Raw genomic sequence first — 25345 nt, 5'->3', positions numbered from 1 at the left:
ATGACGACCGAGATGTCCTTTGACGTGGTGATCGTTGGCGCCGGTGTTGCCGGCGCCCTGATCGCCAAGCGTCTGACCAAGGCCGATATGCGGGTTCTGCTGCTTGAGGCAGGACCCGGCACGACGCGCAGCTACAACGAGTACACGCAGCATCTGGAGCACTTTTACGCCGCAAACAGCAAAGGCCCGGAATCGCCGTGGCCGCCGGCGGTCGCCGCCCCGCAACCGGACACGGCCGATTTGCGTTCGAACAACGGCTATTTCGTCCAACGTGGGCCGAATCTCTATGGCAGCAGCTACACGCGGCTATGGGGTGGATCGACCCTCCACTGGCTTGGCGTGTCGCTGCGCATGCTGCCGGAAGACTTCCGCATGCGATCGCTTCACGGGGTCGGGCGGGACTGGCCCATCGATTACGACACCATCGCACCCTATTACGAGCAGGCCGAACACGAAATCGGCGTTTCCGCCGACGTCTCCGAACAGCACTATCTCGGGCTTCGCTTCTCCGACGGCTACGACTATCCAATGCAGCGCGTCCCGCCCAGTTTTTCGGATCGGGTACTCGGGGCGGCGGTTGACGGTATGGAGGTTCAGCTTCAGGACGAGTCGTTCCGGCTCAAGGTCCGAGGCTATCCGGCGGCTCGCAATTCGCTGCCGCGAAAGTCCTACCGGCCGGTGGGCACCGGCTATCTCGGAGAGCGCTGCGAAGGCAATACATCCTGTACGCCGATCTGTCCGGTGCAGGCGAAATATAACGCCAGCAAAACCCTCGCTCAGGCGGCTTCGAACCGGCTGACTGTCATGACACAGGCAGTGGCCTCGAAGATCCGTATCGATCCGGCAAGCGGCGAAGTGAAGGGGATCGAATATCAGCGCTACGAGGATCAGACCTCGACGGAGGCAAAGACCTTCGTCGCAAAGGCCCGGGTCTACGTTTTGGCGGCCCATGCCGTGGAAAATGCCAAGCTCATGTTGGCTTCGGGTATCGACGGTCCGCGCGGTCAGGTCGGCAAGACCCTCATGGATCATCCGACGCTCTATGCCTGGGGGCTCGCGCCCTCTTCGATCGGTGCCTATAGAGGCCCGCAGTCGACGGCCGGCATTGAGGATTTGAGGGGCGGCGCGTTTCGCTCAAAACACGCGGCATTCCGCTTCGACATCGGCAATGACGGCTGGCGGGCGAGCACCGGAGCTCCCGATACAGCGGTTTTGCAGGCGGTGATGAACGGCGGGCTCTACGGCTCGGCGCTGCGTGGGGAACTGGAAGCGACGCTGCCGCGCCAAATCCGCTTCTCCCTTGCGGTCGAACAGCTTCCCGATGCTGCCAACAGCGTCAGTATCGATCCGCGCTATCGCGACCCCCTCGGCAATCCGCGCCCCGTGATCGATTACAGGATCGATGACTACACGCTGGCCGGAATGGCGGCCGCCTCCGGCGTCGCCGAAGCCGTGTTTCATCGAGCCGGAATAAAGGATTGTACCGATCCGGATAAGGGAAGCTGGTTCCCCACTGTCCAATATGAGGGGCGCACTTTTAGCTACCACGGCATGGGGCATTTTGCCGGCACGCATGCCATGGGCGCGGATCCCGGCGGCTCTGTCCTCGATATGGACCAGCGGGCCTGGGAGCATCGGAACCTTTTTGTCGTCGGTTCCGGCAGCTTTCCAACGCTTGGCACATCCAATCCCACGTTGACCCTATCGGCTTTGGCGTTGCGGACGGCGGATCGGTTGATCGCGACCTTCGCACACTGATCGCATTTGCGCGTGCCGGCAAAAGCCGGCCGACGAATTCATCTATCCGGAGCGGTCCTTTGATCGCGCCACGCAAAAGGGAGCAAGCGGAATGCATCTATCATGTCGGCTGCGCGCCAACCGGAAAGAAGGGCGAGAGAGCAGCACCCGTTTTTCACCGCATAGAATGGAGGTGCGCCATGCTGTTTGCTATTGACTCTGCGCGAAGGACCGACGCCGGAGCCGTCGCTGCGGACGGAAATTATGATGCGGTGGTCGTCGGCACCGGCATCTCGGGCGCCATCATCGCCAATGAGCTCAGCAAGGAGGGCAAGCGTGTCCTCGTCCTGGAAGCTGCGTCCGGAACGAACCGGACCTTAGCCGGATATGATGCCCTAGTAACCAACTTTTATAGTGCAGCAAGCAAGGACAACCAGTCGCCCTATCCGGTCAATCCCAATGTTCCGATGCCGCGTAGCGGGGAGCTGCGCAAGCTCCAGCCGGGCGAAACCGACGCCTCGACCTATATGGTGCAATCCGGCCCCTACGTGACCGACACGACCTATACGCGGATTTTTGGCGGCACGACCATGCACTGGGAAGCCAAAACGCCGCGACTGTTGCAGGAGGACTTCAAGTCGAACGCACTTTACGGTCAGGGGCTCGATTGGCCCCTGGACTATCGCGACATCGAAGCGGACTATCAGACTGCTGAGCGCGAGATCGGCGTGTCGGCCGATGTCGAGGACCAGAGCTATCTCGATATCACCTTTCCCCCCGGTTACGTCTATCCCATGCGGGGTCTGCCGCTTTCCTACCTGGACCAGAAGGTGGCAGAGGGCATCGACGGAACCACGGTCGAGCTCCGCGGCGAAACCTATCCCGTCAAGGTGCGGCCCTATCCCCAGGGACGCAACGGCATCCCCAATCCAGCCTATGACGGTGGCAAGGGATATGTGCCGGTCGGCGCGGTCAATACGCACGAGGTCGAGGAGGGGGGACGCTGTCAGGGCAACACGAACTGCGTTCCGATCTGTCCCGTGCAGGCGCGCTATCATTCCGGGAAAACGCTGGCGAAAGCATTCCAGACCGGCCGCGTCGATCTCCTCGCACAGGCTGTCGCCTCGCGCGTTCTGATCGACAGTGACTCGGGCCGGGTGACTGCACTCGAGGTCAAGGTCTACAAGAATGAGGCCTCGGCTGAATATGAAACGATCACCGTCAGGGGCAAGATCTTCGTGCTGGCCGCAGGCGCCATCGAAACGCCGCGGCTGATGTTGGCATCGGGCCTGCAGAGTTCGAGCGGGCTGATCGGCCGCAACCTGATGGATCACGCCTATTTGCTGAGCTGGGCGCTGATGCCGGAGGTTTGCGGCACCATGCGTGGCACGAGTTGCACCGGCGGCATCGTGGATTTGCGCGGCGGCGCTTTCAGGCGGCATCAGGCGGCCTTCAGCGTCGATATTCACAATGATGGCTGGGGCTGGGCTGTCGGCTCGCCCTATTCCGACGTCACTGAGCTCGTAGACCAGCACAATCGCTTTGGCGGCGATCTAAGGCAGGGCCTGATAGACCGCATTTCGAGCCAATTGTTGTTGGCCTTCATGATCGAAGTCATGCCGGTCGAGAGCAATCGCGTCACGGTCGATCCGAAATATACCGATCTGCTCGGCAATATGCGGCCGGTCGTCTCGTTCACGGTTCCTGAATACACGATGCGTGGTGCCGCCTATGCGCGGGAGTTCGCAAAGACCATGTTTGCCCGGCTCGGTGCAGCCGACCACACCCGCTACGACCCCAGCGATTACGGCTACGTGAACTACGAGGGCGAAGGCTATGCCATCCGTGGCGGCAACCACCTGGCCGGCACCCACATCATGGGATCGGACAAGCAGAGGTCGGCGGTAAACATCGACCAGCGCTCATGGGAGCACGACAACCTCTACCTAGTCGGGGGCGGGAGCATGCCCACCATCGGTACCGCCAATGTCACCTTGACCCTCGCCGCACTGTGCTACCGCAGCGCTCGAGCAATGCTGAAACAGTTGCAACGATAAGCCTCGGACCGCTTCCGCGCGCACAACAATCGGAGAAGCCAGCATGTCTGACACTATTACAACGCTTCATGCTCTCAAGGAGCATCTGTACGCAGCAATGCAACTAGAACATGCAACCATTCCGCCCTATCTGACGGCGCTTTATTCGATCAAGCCCGGCACCAACGTGGATGCTGTCCAAGTCATTCGGGTGGTCGCGGTTGAGGAAATGCTGCATCTGACGGTTGCGGCAAACCTTCTGAATGCCATCGGCGGAAGCCCTGATCTGACCAAGCCAGGATTCGTGCCTTCCTACCCCGCGCATCTTCCGGACGGTGAAACCGATTTCAAAGTAAGTCTGGCGTCGTTCAGCAAGGAGACGCTTGCGATCTTCAAGAAGATCGAGCGTCCGCGTCTCGCCCCGGGATCACAGAAGCTGGTGAAACGCCTGTACCGTGGAAGCGTGTCGGTGCTTGCAAGCTATCCGGGCGCCAGCGACATGCAATACTACAGCATCGGCGATTTCTACGCTGCCATCGAAGACGGATTCGAGCGTCTTGAGAAGGAAGCGAATGCCGCCGGTAAGACGATTTTCATCGGGGATCGGAAGCGCCAGGTCACATCGGAATATTACTATTCCGGCGGCGGCGAGCTCTTTCCCGTCATTGATATCGAAAGCGCAAGATCGGCGATCCGCTTGGTGATGGAACAGGGTGAAGGTGCCGGTGGCGGCATCTATGACCATGAGAGAGAACTCGCGCATTACTACCGCTTCGACGAGCTGGACAGAGAGCGCTACTACCAGCCCGAGGACAGGCCCGGCCATCCGACCGGCCCGACCTTCAGCGTCGATTGGCAGGCGGTTTATCCGGTCAAACCCGATCTGAAACTCTCGGACATCGACGGTAATAAGAGCCCCGAACTCTACGAGGCGGCGCTCTCGTTCAATCAAACCTATGTGGAATTCCTGGAGCAATTGACGCTGGCTTTCAACGGCCAGCCGCAATTGCTGCTGCAGGCAGTGCCCAGAATGTTCGAATTCAGAAATCTGATGGGAGACCTGATCCGCAATCCCCTGCCCAACCACCCCGGCCAATATGCGATGGCGACGTTTGAGATTGGCGACAAAGAACTGGTGCGAGGCGTGGCGATCGAGGAGGCGCAGGCATGAGTACCAAAGATCATTCGCACCACTTTCTTGCCTTCTCGACGGAGGTAAGCGCCTTTGCCACCTTCGAATTGTGGGCCACAGGCCAGGTCGAAGCCTACCTTGCGACCGTCACCGCCGCAGTTGGCGACGAGATCTTGAACGAACTGCTTTTCACCTACGAAAAGATCTGTCTGGAGACGGAAGGCCAGCCTTCGTCCAAGCGGAAGGCACGTCTGCGCCGGGAGATTTTTGGAAGCGAGAAACTTGGTCCGGTCGCGCGAAACATCATCAAGCTCTGGTACGTCGGCACTTGGTACGAACTGCCGACGGCCTGGTTCGAGGCGTTCGGTGTCAGGTCAAAGGACGTAACCTTTGTCGTATCGCCGGCGGCCTATGCCGAGGGCCTGATGTGGAAGGCGATCGGAGCCCATCCCGCGGGGGCGAAGGCCCCGGGTTACGGGTCATGGGCGTCCCCGCCACGGATTCCGGCATTCGCGGGCGAGCATGCGAATGCGCAAGTCAAGGAAGTTCAAGTCAACCGCAACGAAGGATTGGCAAAATGAGCACGCAAACACCTCGACTCTCCCCCGAAAAAGTTTGGCTCGGAATCACGCCGACGCTTTGGTGGAACGACGATTTCATCAATATCGACATCGGAATTCCCTTCGAGCAATGCATCAGTGAAATGGCGCTTGCCGGCTATGTCGGCTGCAGCATCGGCCACAAATATCCGACGAACCCCAAGGTCCTGAAGGCGGCACTCGACCTGCGTGGTCTGCGCGTCTCTGAACCATGGGTCAGCACCTATTTCACGATTAAAGCCATGAAAGAGCAGACAATCGCAAAGGTTCGCGAGCAACTCGCCTTTCTGGAGGAGATGGAGCGCGGCAGCACGGATCCGAGGAGAGCAGATCTTGTCGTGGCCGAGTTCGGCCATGCCGTCAATCCGCTGCCATTCGCGCTGTTTCCGAATTGCCCGACGTTGACCGACGAACAGTGGGATCGATTGGCGGATGGACTGCATCAGATCGGCAGGATTGCCCGGGAAGAAGGTCGGCGCCTTTGCTACCATCCGCATCTCGGCACCGGTGTGATGATCGCTTCGGCCGTCGATCGGCTGATGGAAAGGACCGATCCGGATATCGTCCATCTGTTGCTGGATACCGCCCATCTTGCCGCCGCCGGCGTCGATCCCCTGGCTGTCACCAAGAAATACGCCTCCCGCATCAAGCATATCCACCTGAAGGATATCCGCGCCGATGTCGTAAGCCGCGTTCATGCAGAAGGGCTCTCCTTCGAGGCGGCCATTGAGGCCGGCATATTCACCGTTCCCGGCGACGGCTCGATAAAGACCTTCCCGCAAATTCTTGCGACGCTTGCTGAGGCCAATTTTGCCGGTTGGCTGGTGATCGAGGCAGAGCAGGATCCGGCAAAGGCCAATCCGCTCCGTTATGCCAAGATGGCGCGTGCCTATCTGCACGAGACGCTTGGGTGGTAGCGATGGATAGGGGCGCAAAAAGAGAGATTTTGCTGAGCCTGTTCATGTTTACGGCGGACCTGCGGCCGAATGATCGGGCCTATACCCAAATCCTGATCGATCACATCAAGGCCCTTCTCGCCATGGGTTACGACGGCTTCGATTTGCCGATCGCCGCCCAGCAGACGAGCGACCATCAGGCCGAGATCGACAGCTACGCCCGCTTCAGGCAAGCCTTGGACGCCGCCGGCCTGGAAACGATACGCTTGACGACCAATGTCGGGACAACCCGGACCTTCGATCCCACGTCGCCTTTCCGCGAACAGCGGGAAGGCGCCTTGGCCTATTTGAAGTCCCGCGTCGACATCACGTCGATTCTGGGTGGCAAGACCGTCATGGCGGGGCCGATCGTCTTCCCTTATGGCGTCTTTCCGACGCTCGATTCCGGCACGCCGCTATGGAGCGACGCGCTGCAGGATTGGCTTGAACCTCGCTACAGGCTCGCGCGGCCGATTATCGAGGAACTCGCCAATTATGCGGAGAAGAGGGCGGTCAAGCTAGCGATCGAGCCGGTGGACCATTGGGAAACGCCGGCGCCGAACATGGTCTCGGACGTGCTCAATTTTCTGGAAGGGGTCGGCAGTTCTCAGGCGGGCTTGACCATCGATAGCGCCCATGTGGTGCTTGGAAGCAGCGGACCTGCGGCTTTCCAGAACGACTTGCGTAACACCGTGGCGCAGCGTCGGCTGAACTACATACATATTTCTGCGCCTGATCGAGGCGCGTTGAAGGACTGCTGGATCCCCTGGGAAAGCTTCCTTGCGCCGATCCTGCCGGTCTATGACGGCCCGTTCCTGATCGAAGTCTTCAACGCGGTGCCGGCTTTTCTCGGCGGCCTGCGTCTAACCCGTCGCAAGTTCTGGATTCCCGGCGAGGATCAGCCGGTGGCGGACCAATCCAGTGCCTACGACGTCGCCCGCGACGGTTTGGAAACCCTCCGGGAGGAATTCGCAAAGCTTGAGTAACTTTCAGCGCTTTAATCGATCCGCTTGACACCGACCAATATCACAAAAAGGACTGGTGACGACGATGAACGAAATACAGCCTTCACCTCTTCACATGCGGGGCCTGACCACATTGCGGCGCGTGGCACCGTCTCAGCGGGTCACCGCCGATCGACTCGGCGCCCTGGCGGATCTTCCGGGTTTCTGGGAGGGGACGGGTTTCAGCCTTATTGCTCGTCCCGATTATTCCGGTCGCAGCGAAAACGGCTTCTACCTTCAACTCAATCTGTTGCATGAAACGATCGAATTCACTTCGATCGGCTCCCCCGTCTTCAATCGTGGCAGCGAGCAAGGCGATATCGCCATTTATGGCGTCACCTATCTGCATCGCGTCACGGACGGCACCAATGGCGGCGCGCTTCATATCGAACCCGGCATGTGGCTGACCATCCCGGCGACCACTGCGCCAAAGGCCGACGCGAGCATTGCGAGGTTAGGGACGATTCCGCATGGCAACGCCTTCTGTACGGTTGGTTTCGTACAGCATGCGGAGTTCAACAAGGTACCGGATATTCCGCCGGCCAATACGATACCCTTCCCCATAGACGGCAAGCCGCCGGAACCCGGCAGCAAGAATCCGTATCCCGAATATAATCTTGCCATTCCGAGCCAATTCCGAACCAATCCTGTCCCGGCAGGCATTGTTCAGGCGATGATCGATGACCCCAACCAGGTGCTGCGGGATACCTTGAACCATCAGGTCTTTGAGCAGGGGCAGACGCTCAAGCAGATCACTCGGTTGATAACCTCCACGGCCGGCGGCATCGCAAATATCCCGTTCATCACCACTAATGCCAATACGCTCGATCTCGACTCCGTCTTTGCCATCGAAACTGTCGTGGACGCTCTGGGTAACGAGTTTCTGCAACTGCAATATTCGCAAACCGGCTTGCTGAATTTCAAAGGCAAGAGCTTTCCGCACGTAACGGTCGGAACATTGATCAAAGCATTTTAGGCTGGTTTGGCGAAGTGCCGCTATGCGGTTGGAGCCGGTTCTGCGACCAGAACCGGCTCCCCGTGATATTATCGTTCTCTCCCCGCAATGCCGGCCGGAACGGCTGGGACGAAACCTCATCGCGGGAGGATTTTTCCCATTAATGTTTCAAAACGACCTTCCCTTGAGCTCCCGCGGCGACCGCGTTTTGGGCCGCACCGATCTCTTCGAGCTGGAAGCTGTGCGATATGGGTATGGCGAGCGCTCCCCGCGCGGCTGCGTCCAGAACTGCGTCGAGCGTGGCAGCATCGGTTCGATGGTAGAGTTCGTGGATGATCACGCGCTTGTCCGTGTTGGCGCCCTCGGGCACCGGAACGATGCTGGCGATTTGGCCGCCGTGTTTCACATGTCCTATGAGGTTTGCTGCCACGGGCGCCGCGGCGCTGATCGCGTAATCAAAGGTTGGGCTCTCGGCCGGCACCGTGATATCCAAGGCTTCTCCCGCTAGCTCCTGCGCCTCATTCAACCGCTCTGGCCGAACGCCGGCGACAGGTTTGGCACCTATCTGCTGGAGGTATTGGATTGCGGCGCGGCCGACAGAGCCGAGCGCACCCGAGATCAATACACGGTCGCCTGCCTTGATACCCAAGGCGTCCACCGTCTGCCGCCCGGTAAGGCCAGCCTTAACCAAGGCCGCTCCCTGTTCGAACGTCAGTGCGGTGGGCAGCTTGGCAACGGAGGTTGCGGGCACGAGTCCGAATTCGGCATGGGCGCCTTTGCCATTCGCTGAGAAGTCGGCAACGACCCTGTCGCCGACCGCAAAGCCCGTAACGCCTTCACCGATTTCCGATACCGTGCCAGCGGCGTCCCCGCCCAGTACTGCCGGCAGCGGAAGCGGTATGTACTGAGCCATAAAACCTTGGCGCAGGATGAGATCGAAGGGGTTAACGGCCGAAGCTTCGATTTTGATCAGGACTTCACCGGCTCCCGGCTTCGGTGTCGGAATATCACCGATCTCAAATTGCTCGATACCGCCATAGGATTTCAGAAGAGCAGCCTTCATTGCTTGCCTCCACAGGTCTGGTGTTGCTTTCACAAAATTCCGGTCTTCCGCCACAAGCTTGATCAGATCGCGCAAGCGCGATACGCCCTTGCTGTGCGACGGAAGAGCGTTGGCTTATGCGTTCTTGGTGGCTGAGATCTGGTTCGAAGACGAGCGTCGGATGTTGTCCAATGCCCAGCTACCGGCGCCGGCAAAGGCGATGAAGAGGAAGATGAAGCAGAACATGATGGCTGGCTCGCCCATGTTGAGCGCGGGCCAGAAACCTTGCGGCGCATGCGCCATCCAGTAGGCGGCGGCCATTTCGCCTGAGGCGACGAAGGCGGCGACGCGCGTGAAGAGACCGGCGGTGATCAGCAATCCAGTGACGATCTCGATTGCGCCGGCGATGAGCATGATGGCCGGCAACGGATAGGGCACGCCCGGAATTGCCGCCGGGAACTGGAAGAATTTCATCGTCGCGTGTTCGAGGAACAGCAGTGCGGTCACGATCCGCAAAATCGCGAGGACATGAGGCGTCCATTTCGTGGTGTTCAACATGATATTTCTCCTAAGTGGCCGTTGAGATCGTCAAGCGGCAGTGGTGTTAAGTTCGAAGTTCTTTTCAGAGCTTCATCATTGGCCTGACGCGGCGATGGGCGCATAGCCGAAGCGGAAGCTGGAAGCCGTGAGCCCGCCTGCGAAGTCATTCTGATGATAGGTGACGGCGCCGGGTTCATCTCTTGCGGCTCCGACTGCCACCATCAGCGGGATGAGATGATCCTCGCGTGGATGCGCAGCGCGGGCAGATGGTGCCTGCTCCCATTCGAGCAACAGCTTCGCTCGCTCATAGGGAGAAGAGTGGACCAGCGTCTGCTGGAGCCACGCATCAAACTGGCGGGATGGCTCGTGGCCTTCATTGCCCCGCATGGCCCTCAGATTGTGATAGCTGAGGCCGCTTCCGATGATCAGCACGCCTTCATCGCGCAGCGGTGCCAGCGCGCGCCCGGCTTCAAGATGCAAAGCCGGATCGTAGTTGACATCCAGCGAGAGCTGAACGACAGGCACGTTTTCCTCGGGATAGAGCGGCTTCAGAATACTGAAAGTGCCGTGGTCAAAACCACGGGTCGGATCGAGCGCAGCCTCAATGCCGCGTCCCTGCAGCAGAGCCTGCACGCGCTTGGCAAGCTCAGGCTGGCCCGGCGCACCATATTTGATGTGATAAAGATATTCGGGGAAGCCGTGATAGTCGTAGACCATCCCCGGCTGGGCGCCTGAAGATATGGCGAAGCGCTGTTCTTCCCAATGGCCGGAAACGACCAAGATCGCCCGGACTGCATTGCCGAGTTCCGCGCGCATTTCGACTAGAGATTGCTCGAGCTTGTCGAAGTTACGGCGGAATCCATCAGTGATATAAGGCCAGGGACCGCCGCCATGGCTGACGAAATAGGTCGGAAGACTAAGCTCATTCATAGGATCTGCCCTTGTCGAACTGTGCGGATGCCGCATGGCATCCCGGCTTGATGGTCAGACCTTGAACTTTTCGCCAATGTTGATCAATGTGCCTTACATTGAAGAACCATTTCCTCAGAGTTGATGATCAATGGATACCTTGACGAGTTTGCGCGTCTTTTGCGCCGTGGCTGAACTTAAGAGCTTCACAGTGGCTGCGGATCGCCTTGGCCTCTCGCCCGCCATGGCGAGCAAACATGTGATGCACTTGGAAAGCCGGCTGGGAACGCGGCTGCTGAACCGAACCAGCCGGCACGTCAGCATGACCGAGAGCGGCATGCTCTATTTCAACCAGACCAGGCAGATGCTCGACGGACTGGATGAGGTGGAAGCCGCCGTGAGCAACGTCACGGTCATGCCCCGCGGAACACTAAAGTTCAGTGCCCCGGTATGGGCCGCAAATTCGCTCATCGCCCGCGTGCTTGCCGAATATCAGCAGCGCTATCCCGACGTGCGCTTCGACATGGATCTCAGTGGCCGGATCGTCAATCTGGTGGATGAGGGCTTCGATCTCGCTTTGCGGGCGACCGCACCCGAGCGGCTCGATCCGAGCCTTGTTGCGCGCCCTTTGATGCAGGTTGCCTTTCATCTCGTCGGATCTCCCGGCTATCTGTCACGAACAGGGCGTCCTACCGAGGTGGCTGATCTCAATGGTCACGCGCTGCTGGCCTATAGCGGCATGAACGTGAACGGCGGCTTGGCGATCAAGGGAACAGAGGGACCGGAAACGGTGAATTTCCGGCCCGTCATGCAAAGCGAAAACGAGATTATGCTGCATCTGGCCGCGCTCGAGCATATGGGCCTCGTCTTTTTGCCGATATGGATGACGCAGAATGACATTGCCGAAGGGCGCCTGGAGTTGGTGCTTCCCAAAGCCGTGACATTCAACGCCACTCTTCATGCCGTTTATCCCAGCAAAAAATACCTTTCAGCCAAGGTTCGCACCTTCATCGACTTTATCGCTGCGCGAAAGAACCTCTGCTCAGCGGCAGCCGAAGCACAGTCGGCCGGGGAGGTTCATTCAATTGATTGGTGACTTCCGGGCGGCAAACGCGACCGACAACCCCTAGCGGCTGAACTTCAGATCCGGCTTGTCGCCATCCCAGGACTGGAGTCCGCCCGAGACCTCACGGAATCTTAGGCACTTCGTTCCCATCTTGCCGGAGAGGCACATCGCATCGCCCTTAACCGTCCAGGTGACGGAGAGCGCAAACGGCAGGGGGCCGCGTATGCTTCCAGTGCCATCCTTGTTGAGCGTGACTTTGAGCGTCTTGCCATCGGGCGCGTCGGCCATCCAGGGAGCTCCGTCGGCAAGCACGGCAGCGGCCTTTTGGGCCGGAAGATAAGCCTGCCCTTCCGTCGCGAATGCGGGGTTTGAAGCAAGAATTACGGCGATTGCCGCAAGCTTCAGATGCATCTTCATGGTCGATATCCTTTCCTTGTTCTATTCGTTTGGAGCCTTGCAGGCTCATGCTGAGGGGGCAGTGGCAACGTCTATTGCGAAGCGGCCGCTCCTTTGTCGCTCCAGCCCGGCGGTAGGCCCAACTGGCCGGCGACCGCTCCCGTGATGCCGGGGGAAGATCCGAACGCCTTGCAGGCGTCGTATTTCGGAGCGCCACCGAGCGATGCCTTTATCTTTTGCATCGACGGCATGGTCGGCGTTCCCTTGAATGGATCGCGACCTTTGACCAGCATGCGGCTGAAGTCGCCGCCGAATGCGGAGGAGAGGGAGTAGGCATCCCCGACTGTGGAGATCCGCGCCCTTGTCGTCAGCATATTCGCCCCGCGCGACCAAAGCATCGCCGCTTTCTGCGTCCCATCCTGACCGACCGCTTCCGCTTCGACGGACAGTCCGCCGAGGCCAATTGGAATCCTTGGAATTGGAACGGCAAGCGCGACCGATGCGCCGAGTGATGCGACGGCGGATGTTGCGGCGGCCGTCCTATTTGTTGGAACGATATCGGTGACCGTGGCGTGGACGACGAGATCCGCCGGATGGTTGGCAGCCACGACCTGAAAACGGTCGCTGAGGCCGACGCAAAGGGCGCGGTCTATGGCGTTGGTGACAAGCGCAAGACCCTTCGGGTCCAATGCACCGCTGTTGCCGAGCTGTGCAGATGTCGGCACGATGCGCACCGTGCGCGCATTGAGAACTGACGCTGGGTCCACCCGCAGCTTCGCCTTGGTCAGCGAACCTCCCGATGCCGCCATATCCGTATAAGAACTGAGAGAAGTACCCTGGTGCAGGGGCACGCTCGCACAAGAGGGAAGTATTGCAAGCGCAGCGGCGGCTAAGGTTTGTCGGCGGACGTCAGCAAGCCTAAGGCAAAAACGCATGTGGCAAATCTTCTGAACAGGGATCGTAGCTGTGCTTTAGCAATGCCGGCGTTAATGGCCGTAAAGGCAGTGTAAAGTTGGGTAAAACTGGAGAAGAGCGGTCTTTCCGGAGGCAGGATGGAGACCGATCTATTGCCGACTGAGCACGGCAGATCGCCCCGCTATGGGATAGCGTCGGTACGACAGCTCAATACTCAAGCGCTCGCTTCAATTACCATTGCGGCTCATGGTGTCGCTGCCGGTGCCGCTGAGTTCAACGTCGCTTCTTGAGAACGATAACCCGCACCTATTGCGACGTGGAGGTCAACATAGTCCTTGGCAAGCGTCTGAATGGCTTCGGCAAGACTTGCCTGCGCATCGGAAACGTCACGCTGCGAAGTCAGGACGTCGAGCAATGAGGATGCCCCATCTTTGTAACTCATGGTCGAAAGCCGCAGAGATTCCTGCGCCGTCTTGACCTGATTGCGTAGCGCCGCCTCAGCCTGTGCATCGCGACGAATGGCAGAAAGAGCGTTTTCCACCTCTTCCGCCGCGCTGTTCACCGTATCCTTCCAGGCGAGATACGCTGTTTTGGCCTTGGATCTTGCGCTGTCGACATCGGCACGCAGACTTCCACCATCGAAGATCGGCAGGTCAAGGGTAGGGCCGAAGGACCAGCTGGTCAGGCTTCCGGCATTGCTTGCCGTCGAGCCGACCCGGCTTGGAGAGATCGAGCCGGACAGGGAGATGGACGGATAAAGCTTAGCCTCGGCAACGCCGATATTGGCAACGGCCTCCGCCAATTCGCGCTCGGCCTTTCGTATATCGGGACGATTGCGGATCAGATCGGCCGGAACGCCGGCTTGTATCGTGCCGTTGAACACTGGCTGTGCAGCATCCTTGCGCAGCTCCGCCTTCATCGTCGATGCCGGCATGTTAAGCAATGTCGCTATATGATGAACTTCGCTATTGAAGCTGTTTTCAAGGCCGGGGATTTCCGAACGCGTCGATTGCACCAAACCTTCGGCCTGGACGACATCGAGACGAGAAGCGGCGCCGGCACTCGATTGTTGCTTGGTAAGATCATATGTCTCGAGCCGGGATTTCAGGTTCGCGTTGGAAAGCGCGATGCGCTCTTGGTAATAGCGTGCATCGATGTAGCTCGACACAATATCCTTCATCACGGAGAGTTTCTCGTCATCAGCCGAAGCGTAGGCTGCATCCAAAGCGGCGCGTGCGCTCTCCGTCGCGCGACGGTACCGGCCGAATAGATCGAGCAGCCATGAGGCGCTGGCCTCGCCGGTGGTTGTGTTGGTGGTGCCTGTGGTCGTGCGCAGCGAACCTTTTTCACCCGAAACCGTATGCGATGCGCTGAGATCGAGGCTCGGTAATCCGCCAGCGCCGGCGGTGACGACATTTGCGGAGGCCTGATTGATTTCCTCCAATGCTTGCTGCACATCGAGGTTGCGGGACAAGCCGCGTGCCACCAGACTGTCGAGCTGCTTGTCGCGATAGGCTGTCCACCACCGGGTCGTTGAAACATCGTTATTGCTCTTGGCTCCCCCTTCCGTGAACTTTGCCGGAAGCGGCATCTGCGGGGGGACATGATCCGGACCGCTCACGCATCCTGCCAGCATAAGCAGCAACGCCAGTGAGGAATAACGCAGGGATATCATTCAATTTCTTCCTGTGTGGCAGACGAAAGAGCGCTTCGTCGAAGGAGGGCATTTGATGGAATCCCCGGAACAGGGATCGCGGCCCAGGTGTAGCCACGCCAGCGTTAATGGCCGTTAAGACAGTGTAAAATTGGGTAAAGACACGCGCGGCTGTGGCGCCATGCGTCCTGAAGGTCGAGCCGGATCAGGCGCGATCGCTTGTCGGGCCAAACATCGCCGGCCGCCGCGGGATTTCAAGAGTGAGAGCCAGGCCGCCGGCTGCCGGCAGCGATGCGGCGACCCGCCCGCCGTGACGCTCGACCGCCTGCCTGGTGATTGCGAGGCCGAGGCCATATCCACCTTCCGGCACGGCGTCGTCGCCACGGGAGAACGGCTGGAAAATGCGTTCGAGCTCATCTCGCCCAACACCCGGCCCTTGATCCGTCACGCGGATCTTGAGGAGATCAGTCGTCGTCTCGCAGGAGACCGATATGCTCGAATGCGGGGCGGTATATTTGACGGCATTGCGAATGACGTTTTCAAGCGCCCGATAGATCAGCTCGCCTTCGACTTCGGCCAGGAATATGCCGCCGACATTGGAGGTAATCGAGACCTCCCGTGCCTGAGCTTCGAATGCCGCATCGCCGAGGATCTCGTTCAACAGCTCGATGACATCAAGGGATTGCGTTTTCAAAGGCAGGCTGGCTCCGGCGTTCAGGCGGGCAAGCGTCAGGATCTCCCCCACCAGCACATCGAGTCGTTCGACCTCGCGATCCATGCGGTCCAGCATGAGGTCGAGTTTCGCCGGGTTCTGCCGAAGCACGCCCACGGCGGCCTGCAGGCGGGACAAGGGCGAACGCAGCTCATGGGATACGTCATGAAACAGCCGTTGCTGCGCATGCTGGAGTTCCTCCAGCCGCGCGGCACTGGAATCGAAATCATGCGCGAGCGCCGTGACCTCGTCCTTTCGGCCAGCCATCTTGTCTCCGATGCGGAAGTCAAAGCGGCCATGGGCGAGCGCACTCAGGCCGTCACGCAGATGAACGACCGGGCGAATGAGATATCGGGCGAGCGCGCCCGCCGATATCGTGGCCGAAATCAGGATCGTGATCCATGGCATCAAGGGAGCCAAGGTCTCCAAGCTGAAACTGATCGGAGTTGACAACGAAATGCGATAGCAAACCCCGTCTCTCAAGACGGATCTCGTATCGGCCGTTTTCTCCTGCGCGCAAGCGTTGGCGTCAGCGACCTTGGAAAGGGTCAGGCCGAGCGGTCGCGTCTTTTCACTCATGCGCACGAAATGCGCGGCCGCGTCTTCACCGTCCTGAACCAGAACGTTCTCAGTCAGGTTCAGCACCAGCGTCCGGCGTTCCTCCTCAAGTTCCTTGGCGAAGGGCACCGCCTGAAGCAGCTTGACGATAATGATGATGACCGCGACGGTTGTCGCCAGGGTCAGCCAGATGATTGTGAAGAACTTCCAGAAAAGCCGGGGCATGGTCAGTCCACGAGAAGTTGATAGCCCTGGCCCCGGACGGACTGTATCCAGGATTGCCCGTCCTCTCTGAGCCCGAGTTTCTGACGAACGCTGCTGATATGGACGTCGATGCGGCGATCGAACGGCGTGAGCGGCTTTCCGAAGGCGCGCTTCGAGATGTCCTGCTTCGACACGAGTTGGCCAGCGCTGCGGGCAAGGACTTCGAGCAGGCTGAATTCGGTGCCGGTCAGTTCCAACGTCTCGCCGCGCCATTCAGCGGTGCGGCTGCCCGGATGGATCACGAGCTGGCCAGCCCTCAGCGTATCGGTCGATGCGCCGGCCGCCGGCTGTCCCGCCCGGCGCAGGATCGCCCGCAGCCGGGCCGCAAGTTCGCCCGGCGAGCAGGGCTTCGGCACATAATCGTCGGCGCCGAGGTTCAGACCGGATATGCGATCGATGTCATCGCCTCTGGCCGTCAGCATCAACACGGGAACCTGGCTCAATTTTCTGATGCGTTGCAGAACCTCGATCCCGTTCATCCGCGGCATCATGATGTCGAGCACGATGATATCGACCGTATTGCCGGCGGCGGCGGCAATAGCCGCGCGACCATCCGTGTCTGTTACGACGTCATATCCTTCCTCGGCCAGATATTCCTGCAGAAGCGTCGTCAGCTCGACATCGTCGTCGATGAGGAGAACCTTGTTCATTCACGTCGTCCGTCATTCCTATCTGTCATCCATACAATACAAATGCGAACGCGGGGCCAAGTTTTACCCAGCTTAACACTAACTTGACCGCACTTAACGTTCGTCCGGCTACTGATCGACGTGGGGCATTGGTCGCGCGGCAAGAATAGCCGTGCCCATGCCAGACTTGCCAAGGAATGCATCGTTGAAAAAGCCGTCCATAACATTTGCCACCGCGCTCGTTGCGGCGGCGCTTCTGTTTCACAGCAGCAATGCCGCAGCCGAGCAGGCCGCCGCGGCCGCTCTCACCGTCTCTCTGACGACACCGTCGCAACGGGACTGGCCGGAAACCGTTCCCGCGAGCGGCTGGCTGAAACCGTGGCAGGAAGCGATCATCGCCTCCGAGACGAGCGGCCTGCGCATCACTGACGTCCTGGTCGATGTCGGGTCCGTGGTTACGAAGGGGCAGACGCTGGCCCGGCTTTCGCAGGAGAGCGTGCTGGCAGACCTTCGCAAGCAGGAGGCGGCTGTCGTGACCGCCAAGGCAAATCTGACGAAGGCCAAGGCGAATGCGGATCGGGCGCGGCAGCTCAGCTCTTCCGGGGCTCTCTCCGACGAGAAAATCACTGAATATTTCGCCGACGAGCAGACGGCGACGGCAAGCTTGGCATCCGAGGAAGCCGCGCTCGACAGCGAAAAGATCAAGCTCGGGCAGACGACCATCACCGCCGTCGACGATGGCCTCATAACCTCGCGTTCGGCCAACCTCGGCGCCGTCGTCTCAACCGGCACCGAGCTGTTTCGCATGGTCCGTCAGCAGCGTGTCGAATGGCAGGCCGAAGTATCGGCGCGCTATCTGCCGCGGATTTCCGAAGGCTTGAGCGTTGCGATCAACGGGCCGGATGGGCATGCCATCGAAGGCAAGGTGAGGCTTGTCGGGCCTTCGGTCAGTACCGACACGAGCCGGACAATCGTCTATGTCGCGCTTCCAGCCGATGCCCGTCCGCGCACCGGCCTTTACGTCACGGGCAACATCGAATTGCAGACCACGCCGGCCCTGACCGTACCCGAAACGGCGATCGTGTTCCGGGACGGCATCAGCTACGTCTTCGCGGCAGGCGAGGACAACCGGGTGCGCAGGGTTCGGGTGGAAACCGGCCGTCGCAATGATGGCGAGGTGGAAATCATCTCCGGCATAGATGCCTCGTCGAAGGTCGTGACCTCGGGCGGAGCCTTTCTGTCGGACAATGACCTCGTGAAGATTGCGGGGAAAAACTGATGAATTTCTCCGCCTTCTCGATCCGCAACCCTGTCCCGGCGATCCTGCTGTTCATCATGCTTGCCGCCGGTGGGCTGCTGGCCTTCAAGCATCTGCCGATCCAGAATTTTCCTGATATGGACCTTCCGACCATCAGCGTCACCGCCACGCTCGATGGTGCTGCGCCGACGCAGCTTGAGACGGAGGTTGCCCGTACCATCGAGGACAGTCTCGCCGCGCTGAGCTATCTCGACCATATCACCACGACGATCACCGACGGCACCGTCTCGATCAAGGTTTCCTTCAAGCTGGAGAAAGACAGCGAAGCCGCCCTCAACGAGGTCCGCAATGCCGTCGACAGCGTCAAGGCTGATCTGCCGTCGCAGATGGAAACGCCGAGCGTCACCAAGGTCACGGTACAGAGTTCCGCATTGGTCACTTATGCCGTTCGCTCGACCGCACTCAACGAGACCGAGCTATCCTGGTTTGTCGACAATGATCTGACCAAGGCGCTGCTGTCGGTGCCCGGCGTGGGGCAGGTCAACCGCATCGGCGGGATCGACCGCGAGGTTCATGTCGATCTCGATCCGTCGACGATGGCGTCGTTCGGGGTCACCGCTGCCACCGTCTCGGCGCAGTTGAAGGCCGTCCAAGCCGACACGTCCGGCGGCCTCGGCGAGGTCGGCGGCTCTCGTCAGACATTGCGTACGCTGGGCGCGCTGCCCTCGGTCGAGGCGCTGAAGGGACTCAGGATTCCCCTGGCCAATGGGCAGCAGGTCCGCCTCGACGACGTCGCATCCGTCACCGACAGCTTCGCGGAGCGCTCCTCGATGGCCTATCTCGATGGCAAGCCGGTGATCGCGGTCGAGATCAAGCGTTCGAACGGGTTTTCGGACAGCGGGGTCGCAGCCGGCGTCGACGCTGCGATCAAGACGTTCGCAGCCGCCCATGCCAATGCGCAGATCGATGAAGCCTACAGCACGATCGGACCGATTATCGATAACTATGACGGTTCGATGCACATGCTGTATGAGGGGGCGATCCTGGCGATCGTGGTCGTCTGGCTCTTCCTTCGGGACTGGCCCGCAACGATCCTGTCGGCGGTGGCGCTGCCCTTGTCGGTCATCCCGACCTTCCTCGTCATGTATCTGGCGGGCTTCAGCCTGAATATCGTCACCTTGCTCGCACTGTCGCTGGTGGTCGGAATCCTCGTCGACGACGCGATTGTCGAGATCGAAAACATTGCCCGCCACCTTCAAATGGGCAAGCGGCCGCTCGATGCTGCAATGGAGGCTGCCAACGAAATCGGCCTTGCGGTCATCGCGACCACCTTCACGCTGGTCGCCGTCTTCCTGCCGACGGCATTCATGAGTGGCATACCGGGCCTCATATTTCGCCAGTTCGGCATCACCGCCGCTGTTGCCGTTGTCGCCTCGCTTGTCGTTGCCCGTCTGCTCACTCCCATGATGGCGGCCTATTTCATGAAGGCCCATCCGTCGGAGCAGAAGGATGGCCGCATCATGCGCGTCTATATGGCCGTTGCGAAGGCTGCCCTCAATCACAGAAAGACCACGGTGGTCGTGACCGCCGTCGTCGTTGCGCTTTCGCTTGCCACCATTCCCTTGCTGAAGTCCGGCTTCCTGCCTGCTTCCGACGATGCGCGCGCCCAGATCACGCTCACCATGCAACCCGGCGCCACCATCGAGCAGACGGATGCGATGACCAGAAAAGCCGCCGATATCGTCGGCAAGCTGCGCGACGTCACGCATGTCTTCTCCTCGGTCGGCTCGACATCCTCCGGCGGCGGCCCGGACACCAGCACCACGAGCGATGTTGGCTCCGCAACGATCGTCGTCGTGCTGACGCCCATTGATGAACGCGACCGCAAGCAGTCGGAAATCGAAAACAATATCCGACAGGCGCTCTCCGTCCTCCCCGGCGTGCGTGTGGCGGTCGGTAGCGGCGGCAACGGCACCAAGCTCGATATCACCCTTGCCAGCGACGATGCCAATGCGCTCGACAGCGCAAGCACGGCGCTGGAGGAGCAATTGCGCACGCTGCAGGGCATCGGCGCTGTGACATCGACAGCGGCCAGGCAGGCGCCGGAAATCCAGATCACGCCCGATTTTGCCCGCGCCGCAGCGCTCGGCGTGACGTCGAATGCGATCGCCAGTGCCGTGCGCGTGGCGACGAACGGAGAATATTCTTCCGATCTGCCGAAGCTCAACCTGCCGCAGCGGCAGATCCCGATCGTCGTCCGCTTCTCGCCTGAGACGCGAACCAATCTCGATGACATCAAGAACATGCGCGTCGCCGGCACCAACGGCAATGTCGATCTCGGATCGATCGCCGATATCCGCATCGGCGGCAGTCCTTCGGAGATCGACCGCATCGACCGCATGCGCAATGTCACCGTTTCCGTCGAACTCAACGGCCGCATCTTGGGCGACGTCAACCGCGAGGCGAAGGCGCTGCCGGCGCTCCAGCACCTGCCGCCGGGCGTCACGCTGGTGGAACAGGGCGAACTTCAGCGCAGCTCCGAGCTGTTCCAGAGCTTTGCCCTCGCAATGGCGATCGGCGTGTTCTGCATCTACGCCGTGCTCGTCCTGCTGTTCCACGATTTCCTGCAGCCGTTGACACTTCTGATGGCCCTGCCGCTCTCGCTCGGCGGCGCGCTGGTGCCGCTTGTGGTAACGGGCACCAGTTTCTCGATGCCCGCCGTCATCGGCCTTCTCATGCTCATGGGCGTGGTGACGAAGAACTCCATTCTGCTCATCGAATACGCGATCATGTCGCGTCGCCAAGGCATGTCCCGATTCGATGCGCTCGTCGATGCCTGCCACAAGCGGGCGCGGCCGATCGTCATGACCACCATTGCCATGGCCTCGGGCATGCTGCCGGCTGCGCTCAGCCTGATGGGCGGAGATTCAAGTTTCCGGCAGCCAATGGCGATTGTGGTGATTGGCGGGGTGATGATGTCGACACTGCTCAGCCTCATCGTCATCCCGGTCATCTTCACCTTCGTCGACGATTTGGAAAACGTCCTCAAACGGCTGCTGCGTTGGCTCGGGCTGAGCCATGAAAGTGCCGATGACGCGGCGCCGCATGCTGCATCCAATGACCGGGAGGCGATCGCCTTTAAGCCCGATCAGAAGCAGGCACGCGGCCACAGATGATCTCCTTTCGGCAGCCGTCGGTCCAATGCATCTGCGTCAAACAGAAGCAACGCTTGCCGATGCTTACCGCAACCTCTTCGGTCGCGTTCCTCCCCCGGGAACGAGGCCGCGGGACGTGTACCCCCCGCAGGCGGCGTCATGCCGCCTGCCGTCCTGCTCTCCAAAGGTCATAGGCCGATGAACCTCCGGTCGTTCGCGTTTTCCCGCAACAGCCCGATGCGGGCGCTTCTTATCGGACTCCCGCTTCTGCTTGCCCTCTCCGGATGCATGCAGACCCTGGACAGGGCTCTCGATGCGAAGGAGGCGGACAAGGGCGCCATTGCTGGCTTTGGCGAAATCCGGGCCTATCTCGATGACCGGTTTGACGAAGTCCCGCGCGATCTCCATGACTGGGCGCCGGTGACGGCGCACAAAAAAGCCGCCGCGCTGATGATTTCGGGCGGCGGTGCGGGTGGCGCGTTCAGCGTCGGCGTGCTTTCGGCATGGAGCGCCGCCGGGAACCGTCCGCAGTTCGACATCGTAACGGGCGTCAGCACCGGCGCCTTGATCGCTCCTTACGCATTTCTCGGATCGGCCTATGACGATACCCTAGTGGACCTCTACACCAGCGGCGTTGCGCAAGAGTTGGTCCGGACCAAGGGCTTCGTCGGACTGTTCGGGTCGAGCCTGCTGCGAGCCGGACCATTGAGAGGAATGATCGAACGCTACATCACGCCCGCGATTCTGCAGCAGGTTGCCGCTGAGCATCGCAAGGGTCGCCGCCTCTTTGTACTGACCACCAATCTCGACAGCCAGCGCGCCGTCGTATGGAACATGGGCGCGATCGCCAATAGCGGGCGCCCCGACGCCCTGAAGCTGTTTCAGGATGTATTGACGGCATCGGCGAGCATTCCCGGCGTTTACCCGGCGGTCATGATCAAGGCCGAGTCGGGCGGGCGGCAATTCGAGGAGATGCATTCGGACGGCGGCTCGGCGTCGCAAGTCCTCATGATGCCGCAAGCTTTTCTGACGAGTTCCAATCGCCTCCTGCCCGTCAAAGGGAAGGGCATCGATTTCTACGTGATCGTCAACAATGCGCTCATGCCTGAATTCGCCATCACGCCTGACAGAACGCTTCCTGTGATCGTAAGGGCCTATTCGATCTTCATCAAATCGCAGACGCAGAGCGCGTTGACGGCTCTCTATAACTATTCGCGGCTGACCGGCGCCGGTTTCCATCTCGCCTCGATTGACGCGCCGGTTCAATATTCGATGTTCGATCCGTTCAACACCAACTATATGCGGGCGGTTTATAGCCTCGGATACGCCGAATTCACCGCGGGGACTCTGTGGAAGGACAAACCCGTGTTTCGCTAGGGGGCGCTCGCCTAGAAACTACGCGAGGGCGGCGCTGCCGCTCTCGAATATGGACTGATCGTCGAGGATGTTCGCGGCAAGCATAGCTCCCTCAAGGGTGGCGAGAACCTGCACGGCGGCGTCTTTGGTGAGGCCATCCTTCATCAGCTTCTCGATTCCGAGGACAAAGAATCTTTTCACTTCCTCCCTGACCTCGTCCGCCAGATCGTATGACGTCACCGCCAAGGCACCGCAGAGGCACATTCTGCCGTCGCGGTGCAAGGCTGCACGGAAAACCTGCCGCCAAGCTTGGACGACGTCCGTGCCCTGAGCCAACTCATTCTCCACCGCTTCCAGAAAGCGATCCGTGTAGCGGCGAGCGACCGCTGCAGCCAGCTTCTCCTTAGCCGGGAAATGGTAGTGCACGGAGGAAGCCTTCACGCCGACGTCGGCGGCGACATCGCGGAAGCTGAAACCACTATACCCTGCACTGCGAATCCTTTCTTCGGCCGCGTCCAGGATTGCACTTGCTGTATCGTTCATTACGCACGTCCTCTCTATCTAGTGTTAGATAGGGCTTGCGCATGGGAGACGCAACAACTATATGCGTCATATCTATCTAACGTTAGATAGGCAAATTGGAGATAGGCAATGAGATTTAAAGATAAAGTCGTCGCCATTACCGGCGGTGGGTCCGGCATCGGCAAGGAAGCGGCAGCTCGTTTTATCGGGGAAGGCGCGAGAGTGGCCCTCAACGGGCGCGATCTCGGTAAGCTTGAAGCCGCGGCGCGAGAAATCGATCCAAGCGGCACTAAAGTCGTCGTCTCCGCAGGCGACATCGCCTTGCCCGAAACCGGAGCGGCACTCGTTGACGCCGCCGTTTCGCGTTTCGGCAGGCTCGACGTCCTCGTCAACAATGCCGGCGTCTTCAACCCGACGCCGTTCCTCGAGCTGACGGAAGCGGACTACGACTGGTATCTGGATACTATCCTCAAGGGTAAGTTCTTTACCGCCCAAGCCGCCGCCAAGGCGATGAAGGACAAGGGCGGCGCTATCGTGCAGACCGGTTCCATGTGGGCCATCCAAGCGATCGGGGCGACCCCGTCGGCCGCCTATTCCGCCGCTAACGCCGGCGTGCACGCCATGGTCCGCAACCTTGCTATCGAGCTTGCCCCCTACAACATCCGCATCAACGCCGTCGCGCCGGCCGTCGTCGAGACGCCTGTTTACAACACTTTCCTGTCGGACGATCAGGTCAAGCAGGTTCTGCCTACCTTCAATTCGTTCCATCCGCTCGGCCGCAATGGTCAGCCGCGCGATGTTGCCGAGGCTATCCTGTTCCTCGCTTCCGAGCAGGCGTCGTGGATCACCGGGACGGTCCTTCCCGTCGATGGCGGCGTCACCGCCGGCCGCCAGTGAGGAGCCGAAATGAGCAATATGCAGGATTGGAATGCCTACCGTGACGCCTTGATCGGCCGTGTCGGCGAGTTCGCCAAGCTGAGCCCGGACGTCTTAAACGGTTTGCATGTGATCGAAGGCAGCAGCAACAAGACTGCTATACTGGAGCCGAAGATGCACGAGATCATCGCTCTGGCAGTTGCGGTCACGACGCGCTGCGATGGGTGCATCGCCGTTCACGCGAAGAAGGCGGTCGAACTCGGGGCTTCAAAGGGCGAGATCGCCGAAGCGCTGGGAGTGGCCATCGCGCTCAACGCAGGCGCTGCGCTCACCTATACGGCCCGCGTGTTCGACGCGATCGAGGCGTTGCCTGGAAAATGAGCGCGAGCCGAGCGCAAGGCGCTGCAGTGCGCTCGGCTCTTCCTTGGAAATCTCCGGCCGGTAAAAAGACACTGCCGATGGTACCGCGCGGAACCGAAACATTATTCAGCGTCTGCGGATGCCTGACTGCGATCGATATGCAGGATGATCTTCTCCGGACGCTCGCCATCCTTTTGCAAGAGAATGATCACAGTGCATTTTTCGTCGCCTTGGCGAAACGATAGCAGCCGACCCCTTGTCTTCGACAGGACGTCTTCCACCACGTCGGTGCAATCGTTCAAGCGATTCGGTGCAGGATTTGGCCGCAGCGCTTGTGCATGCGCCGAGATGGCCAGAACCGAAACCACCGCCAAAGCGCTCCAAAACGAATTCATGCCATCCCGGCAGCTTATCGGAGATAAGCTGCGAAACGGGCTGGATTGATCCATTCGTAATCTCGACAGCATAATTCCCGCTTTTGCTCTGCTCAGCATCTTGGCAGAGCGTCAACACGGTTGAGTGTCAGCGTCCACTCGTCCGGGCCTCCCTTGTCGTGGACATAAACAGATCGGCCATCGTTTTCGGCGATTTTGAGCAGCATCACCACCCAATCTGAAGGCGCGTCTCCGGGAAGCCTCTGTTTTTCCAGCCACCGAATGAGATATCCTAAGTCGCCAAAGCCCTTTTTGGGTTCAATGCGTGGCCGATAGAGCGCCCAGAGATAAACGGTCACAT

At 60.0% G+C, this 25345-nt stretch carries 24 protein-coding genes; 13 read left to right on the top strand and 11 right to left on the bottom strand.

All coding sequences use genetic code 11. The features are described from left to right. The 7 genes from ACXHXG_RS25575 (at nt 1) to ACXHXG_RS25545 (ending at nt 8419) form a co-directional block, all read left to right on the top strand. Complete coding sequence (locus tag ACXHXG_RS25575) at nt 1-1758, top strand: GMC family oxidoreductase (RefSeq protein ID WP_260304717.1); 1758 nt, start codon at nt 1-3, stop codon at nt 1756-1758. Nucleotides 1759-1937: 179 nt separating this feature from the next. Next, nucleotides 1938-3794, top strand: coding sequence for a GMC oxidoreductase (locus ACXHXG_RS25570; protein WP_457901151.1), 1857 nt, complete (start codon nt 1938-1940; stop codon nt 3792-3794). 43 nt (nt 3795-3837) lie between these two features. After that, nucleotides 3838-4944, top strand: coding sequence for a ferritin-like domain-containing protein (locus ACXHXG_RS25565; protein ID WP_457901150.1), 1107 nt, complete (start codon nt 3838-3840; stop codon nt 4942-4944). Beyond that, nucleotides 4941-5486 carry a hypothetical protein gene (locus ACXHXG_RS25560; protein ID WP_245464152.1) on the top strand — a complete coding sequence of 182 codons (546 nt, stop codon included), beginning with the start codon at nt 4941-4943 and terminating at the stop codon, nt 5484-5486. The genes ACXHXG_RS25565 and ACXHXG_RS25560 overlap by 4 nt, the downstream gene beginning before the upstream one ends. Then, entirely contained in the window at nt 5483-6421 is a 939-nt protein-coding gene (gene iolE / locus ACXHXG_RS25555) for a myo-inosose-2 dehydratase (protein ID WP_457901149.1), read from the top strand. The genes ACXHXG_RS25560 and iolE overlap by 4 nt, the downstream gene beginning before the upstream one ends. Before the next feature lie 2 nt (nt 6422-6423). Continuing rightward, complete coding sequence (locus ACXHXG_RS25550) at nt 6424-7425, top strand: sugar phosphate isomerase/epimerase family protein (RefSeq protein ID WP_457901148.1); 1002 nt, start codon at nt 6424-6426, stop codon at nt 7423-7425. A 64-nt stretch (nt 7426-7489) separates the two neighbouring features. Continuing rightward, on the top strand, nt 7490-8419 hold the full coding sequence (locus ACXHXG_RS25545) for a heme-binding protein (protein WP_457901147.1): 930 nt from the start codon (nt 7490-7492) through the stop codon (nt 8417-8419). A gap of 139 nt (nt 8420-8558) precedes the next feature. On the opposite strand, the gene ACXHXG_RS25540 is transcribed toward ACXHXG_RS25545, so the two are convergent. From ACXHXG_RS25540 to ACXHXG_RS25530, 3 genes are all read right to left on the bottom strand, one after another. Next, entirely contained in the window at nt 8559-9461 is a 903-nt protein-coding gene (locus ACXHXG_RS25540; protein WP_457901146.1) for an NADP-dependent oxidoreductase, read from the bottom strand. A gap of 114 nt (nt 9462-9575) precedes the next feature. Then, entirely contained in the window at nt 9576-9998 is a 423-nt protein-coding gene (locus ACXHXG_RS25535) for a DoxX family protein (protein WP_260304725.1), read from the bottom strand. A gap of 75 nt (nt 9999-10073) precedes the next feature. Continuing rightward, nucleotides 10074-10910: a DODA-type extradiol aromatic ring-opening family dioxygenase gene (locus ACXHXG_RS25530; protein WP_457901145.1), complete on the bottom strand. Its 837-nt coding sequence runs from the start codon at nt 10908-10910 to the stop codon at nt 10074-10076. Nucleotides 10911-11040: 130 nt separating this feature from the next. On the opposite strand from ACXHXG_RS25530, the gene ACXHXG_RS25525 reads away from it, so the two are divergent. Then, the gene (locus tag ACXHXG_RS25525; RefSeq protein WP_457901144.1) at nt 11041-11985 is read left to right on the top strand and encodes a LysR family transcriptional regulator; all 945 of its coding nucleotides are present in this window, start codon (nt 11041-11043) and stop codon (nt 11983-11985) included. A 30-nt stretch (nt 11986-12015) separates the two neighbouring features. Here the strand turns inward: ACXHXG_RS25525 and ACXHXG_RS25520 are convergent, their stop codons facing one another. From ACXHXG_RS25520 to ACXHXG_RS25500, 5 genes are all read right to left on the bottom strand, one after another. After that, the gene (locus ACXHXG_RS25520) at nt 12016-12372 is read right to left on the bottom strand and encodes a hypothetical protein (RefSeq protein ID WP_457901143.1); all 357 of its coding nucleotides are present in this window, start codon (nt 12370-12372) and stop codon (nt 12016-12018) included. Between the two features lie 71 nt (nt 12373-12443). After that, nucleotides 12444-13286, bottom strand: coding sequence for a DUF3313 domain-containing protein (locus tag ACXHXG_RS25515; protein WP_457901142.1), 843 nt, complete (start codon nt 13284-13286; stop codon nt 12444-12446). Between the two features lie 224 nt (nt 13287-13510). Then, nucleotides 13511-14941, bottom strand: a complete 1431-nt coding sequence (locus ACXHXG_RS25510) for an efflux transporter outer membrane subunit (RefSeq protein WP_457901141.1) — start codon at nt 14939-14941, stop codon at nt 13511-13513. A 184-nt stretch (nt 14942-15125) separates the two neighbouring features. Continuing rightward, nucleotides 15126-16415 (bottom strand): HAMP domain-containing sensor histidine kinase, encoded by a 1290-nt coding sequence (locus ACXHXG_RS25505; protein WP_457901140.1) that lies wholly within the window; start codon nt 16413-16415, stop codon nt 15126-15128. Between the two features lie 2 nt (nt 16416-16417). Next, complete coding sequence (locus ACXHXG_RS25500; protein ID WP_457901139.1) at nt 16418-17104, bottom strand: response regulator; 687 nt, start codon at nt 17102-17104, stop codon at nt 16418-16420. A 157-nt stretch (nt 17105-17261) separates the two neighbouring features. Here ACXHXG_RS25500 and ACXHXG_RS25495 point away from each other — a divergent pair, with 157 nt between their 5' ends. The 3 genes from ACXHXG_RS25495 (at nt 17262) to ACXHXG_RS25485 (ending at nt 22873) form a co-directional block, all read left to right on the top strand. Then, a complete protein-coding gene (locus ACXHXG_RS25495) occupies nt 17262-18362 on the top strand; it encodes an efflux RND transporter periplasmic adaptor subunit (protein WP_457901138.1) in 1101 nt (366 codons plus the stop codon). Then, on the top strand, nt 18362-21517 hold the full coding sequence (locus ACXHXG_RS25490; protein ID WP_457901137.1) for an efflux RND transporter permease subunit: 3156 nt from the start codon (nt 18362-18364) through the stop codon (nt 21515-21517). Before ACXHXG_RS25495 ends, ACXHXG_RS25490 begins: the two co-directional genes overlap by 1 nt. A 216-nt stretch (nt 21518-21733) precedes the next feature. Next, complete coding sequence (locus tag ACXHXG_RS25485) at nt 21734-22873, top strand: patatin-like phospholipase family protein (RefSeq protein ID WP_457901174.1); 1140 nt, start codon at nt 21734-21736, stop codon at nt 22871-22873. Between the two features lie 18 nt (nt 22874-22891). Here ACXHXG_RS25485 and ACXHXG_RS25480 read toward each other — a convergent pair whose 3' ends face one another. Continuing rightward, nucleotides 22892-23395 carry a TetR/AcrR family transcriptional regulator gene (locus ACXHXG_RS25480; RefSeq protein ID WP_104826186.1) on the bottom strand — a complete coding sequence of 168 codons (504 nt, stop codon included), beginning with the start codon at nt 23393-23395 and terminating at the stop codon, nt 22892-22894. Between the two features lie 108 nt (nt 23396-23503). Between ACXHXG_RS25480 and ACXHXG_RS25475 the strand changes: the two genes are divergently transcribed. Together ACXHXG_RS25475 and ACXHXG_RS25470 are read left to right on the top strand one after the other, a co-directional pair. Next, a complete protein-coding gene (locus tag ACXHXG_RS25475; protein ID WP_104826187.1) occupies nt 23504-24271 on the top strand; it encodes an SDR family NAD(P)-dependent oxidoreductase in 768 nt (255 codons plus the stop codon). Nucleotides 24272-24280: 9 nt separating this feature from the next. After that, nucleotides 24281-24631, top strand: coding sequence for a carboxymuconolactone decarboxylase family protein (locus tag ACXHXG_RS25470; protein ID WP_457901136.1), 351 nt, complete (start codon nt 24281-24283; stop codon nt 24629-24631). A 101-nt stretch (nt 24632-24732) separates the two neighbouring features. Here the strand turns inward: ACXHXG_RS25470 and ACXHXG_RS25465 are convergent, their stop codons facing one another. Next, a complete protein-coding gene (locus tag ACXHXG_RS25465; RefSeq protein ID WP_457901135.1) occupies nt 24733-25104 on the bottom strand; it encodes a hypothetical protein in 372 nt (123 codons plus the stop codon). Then, a complete protein-coding gene (locus tag ACXHXG_RS25460; protein WP_457901134.1) occupies nt 25098-25343 on the bottom strand; it encodes a hypothetical protein in 246 nt (81 codons plus the stop codon). Before ACXHXG_RS25460 ends, ACXHXG_RS25465 begins: the two co-directional genes overlap by 7 nt. Nucleotides 25344-25345: the final 2 nt, after the last annotated feature.

It is taken from the genome of Rhizobium sp. LEGMi-198b (genome assembly GCF_054114205.1).
Note: the sequence above shows the minus strand (reverse complement) of the source record. Positions and strands in the feature narration are given on the sequence as shown.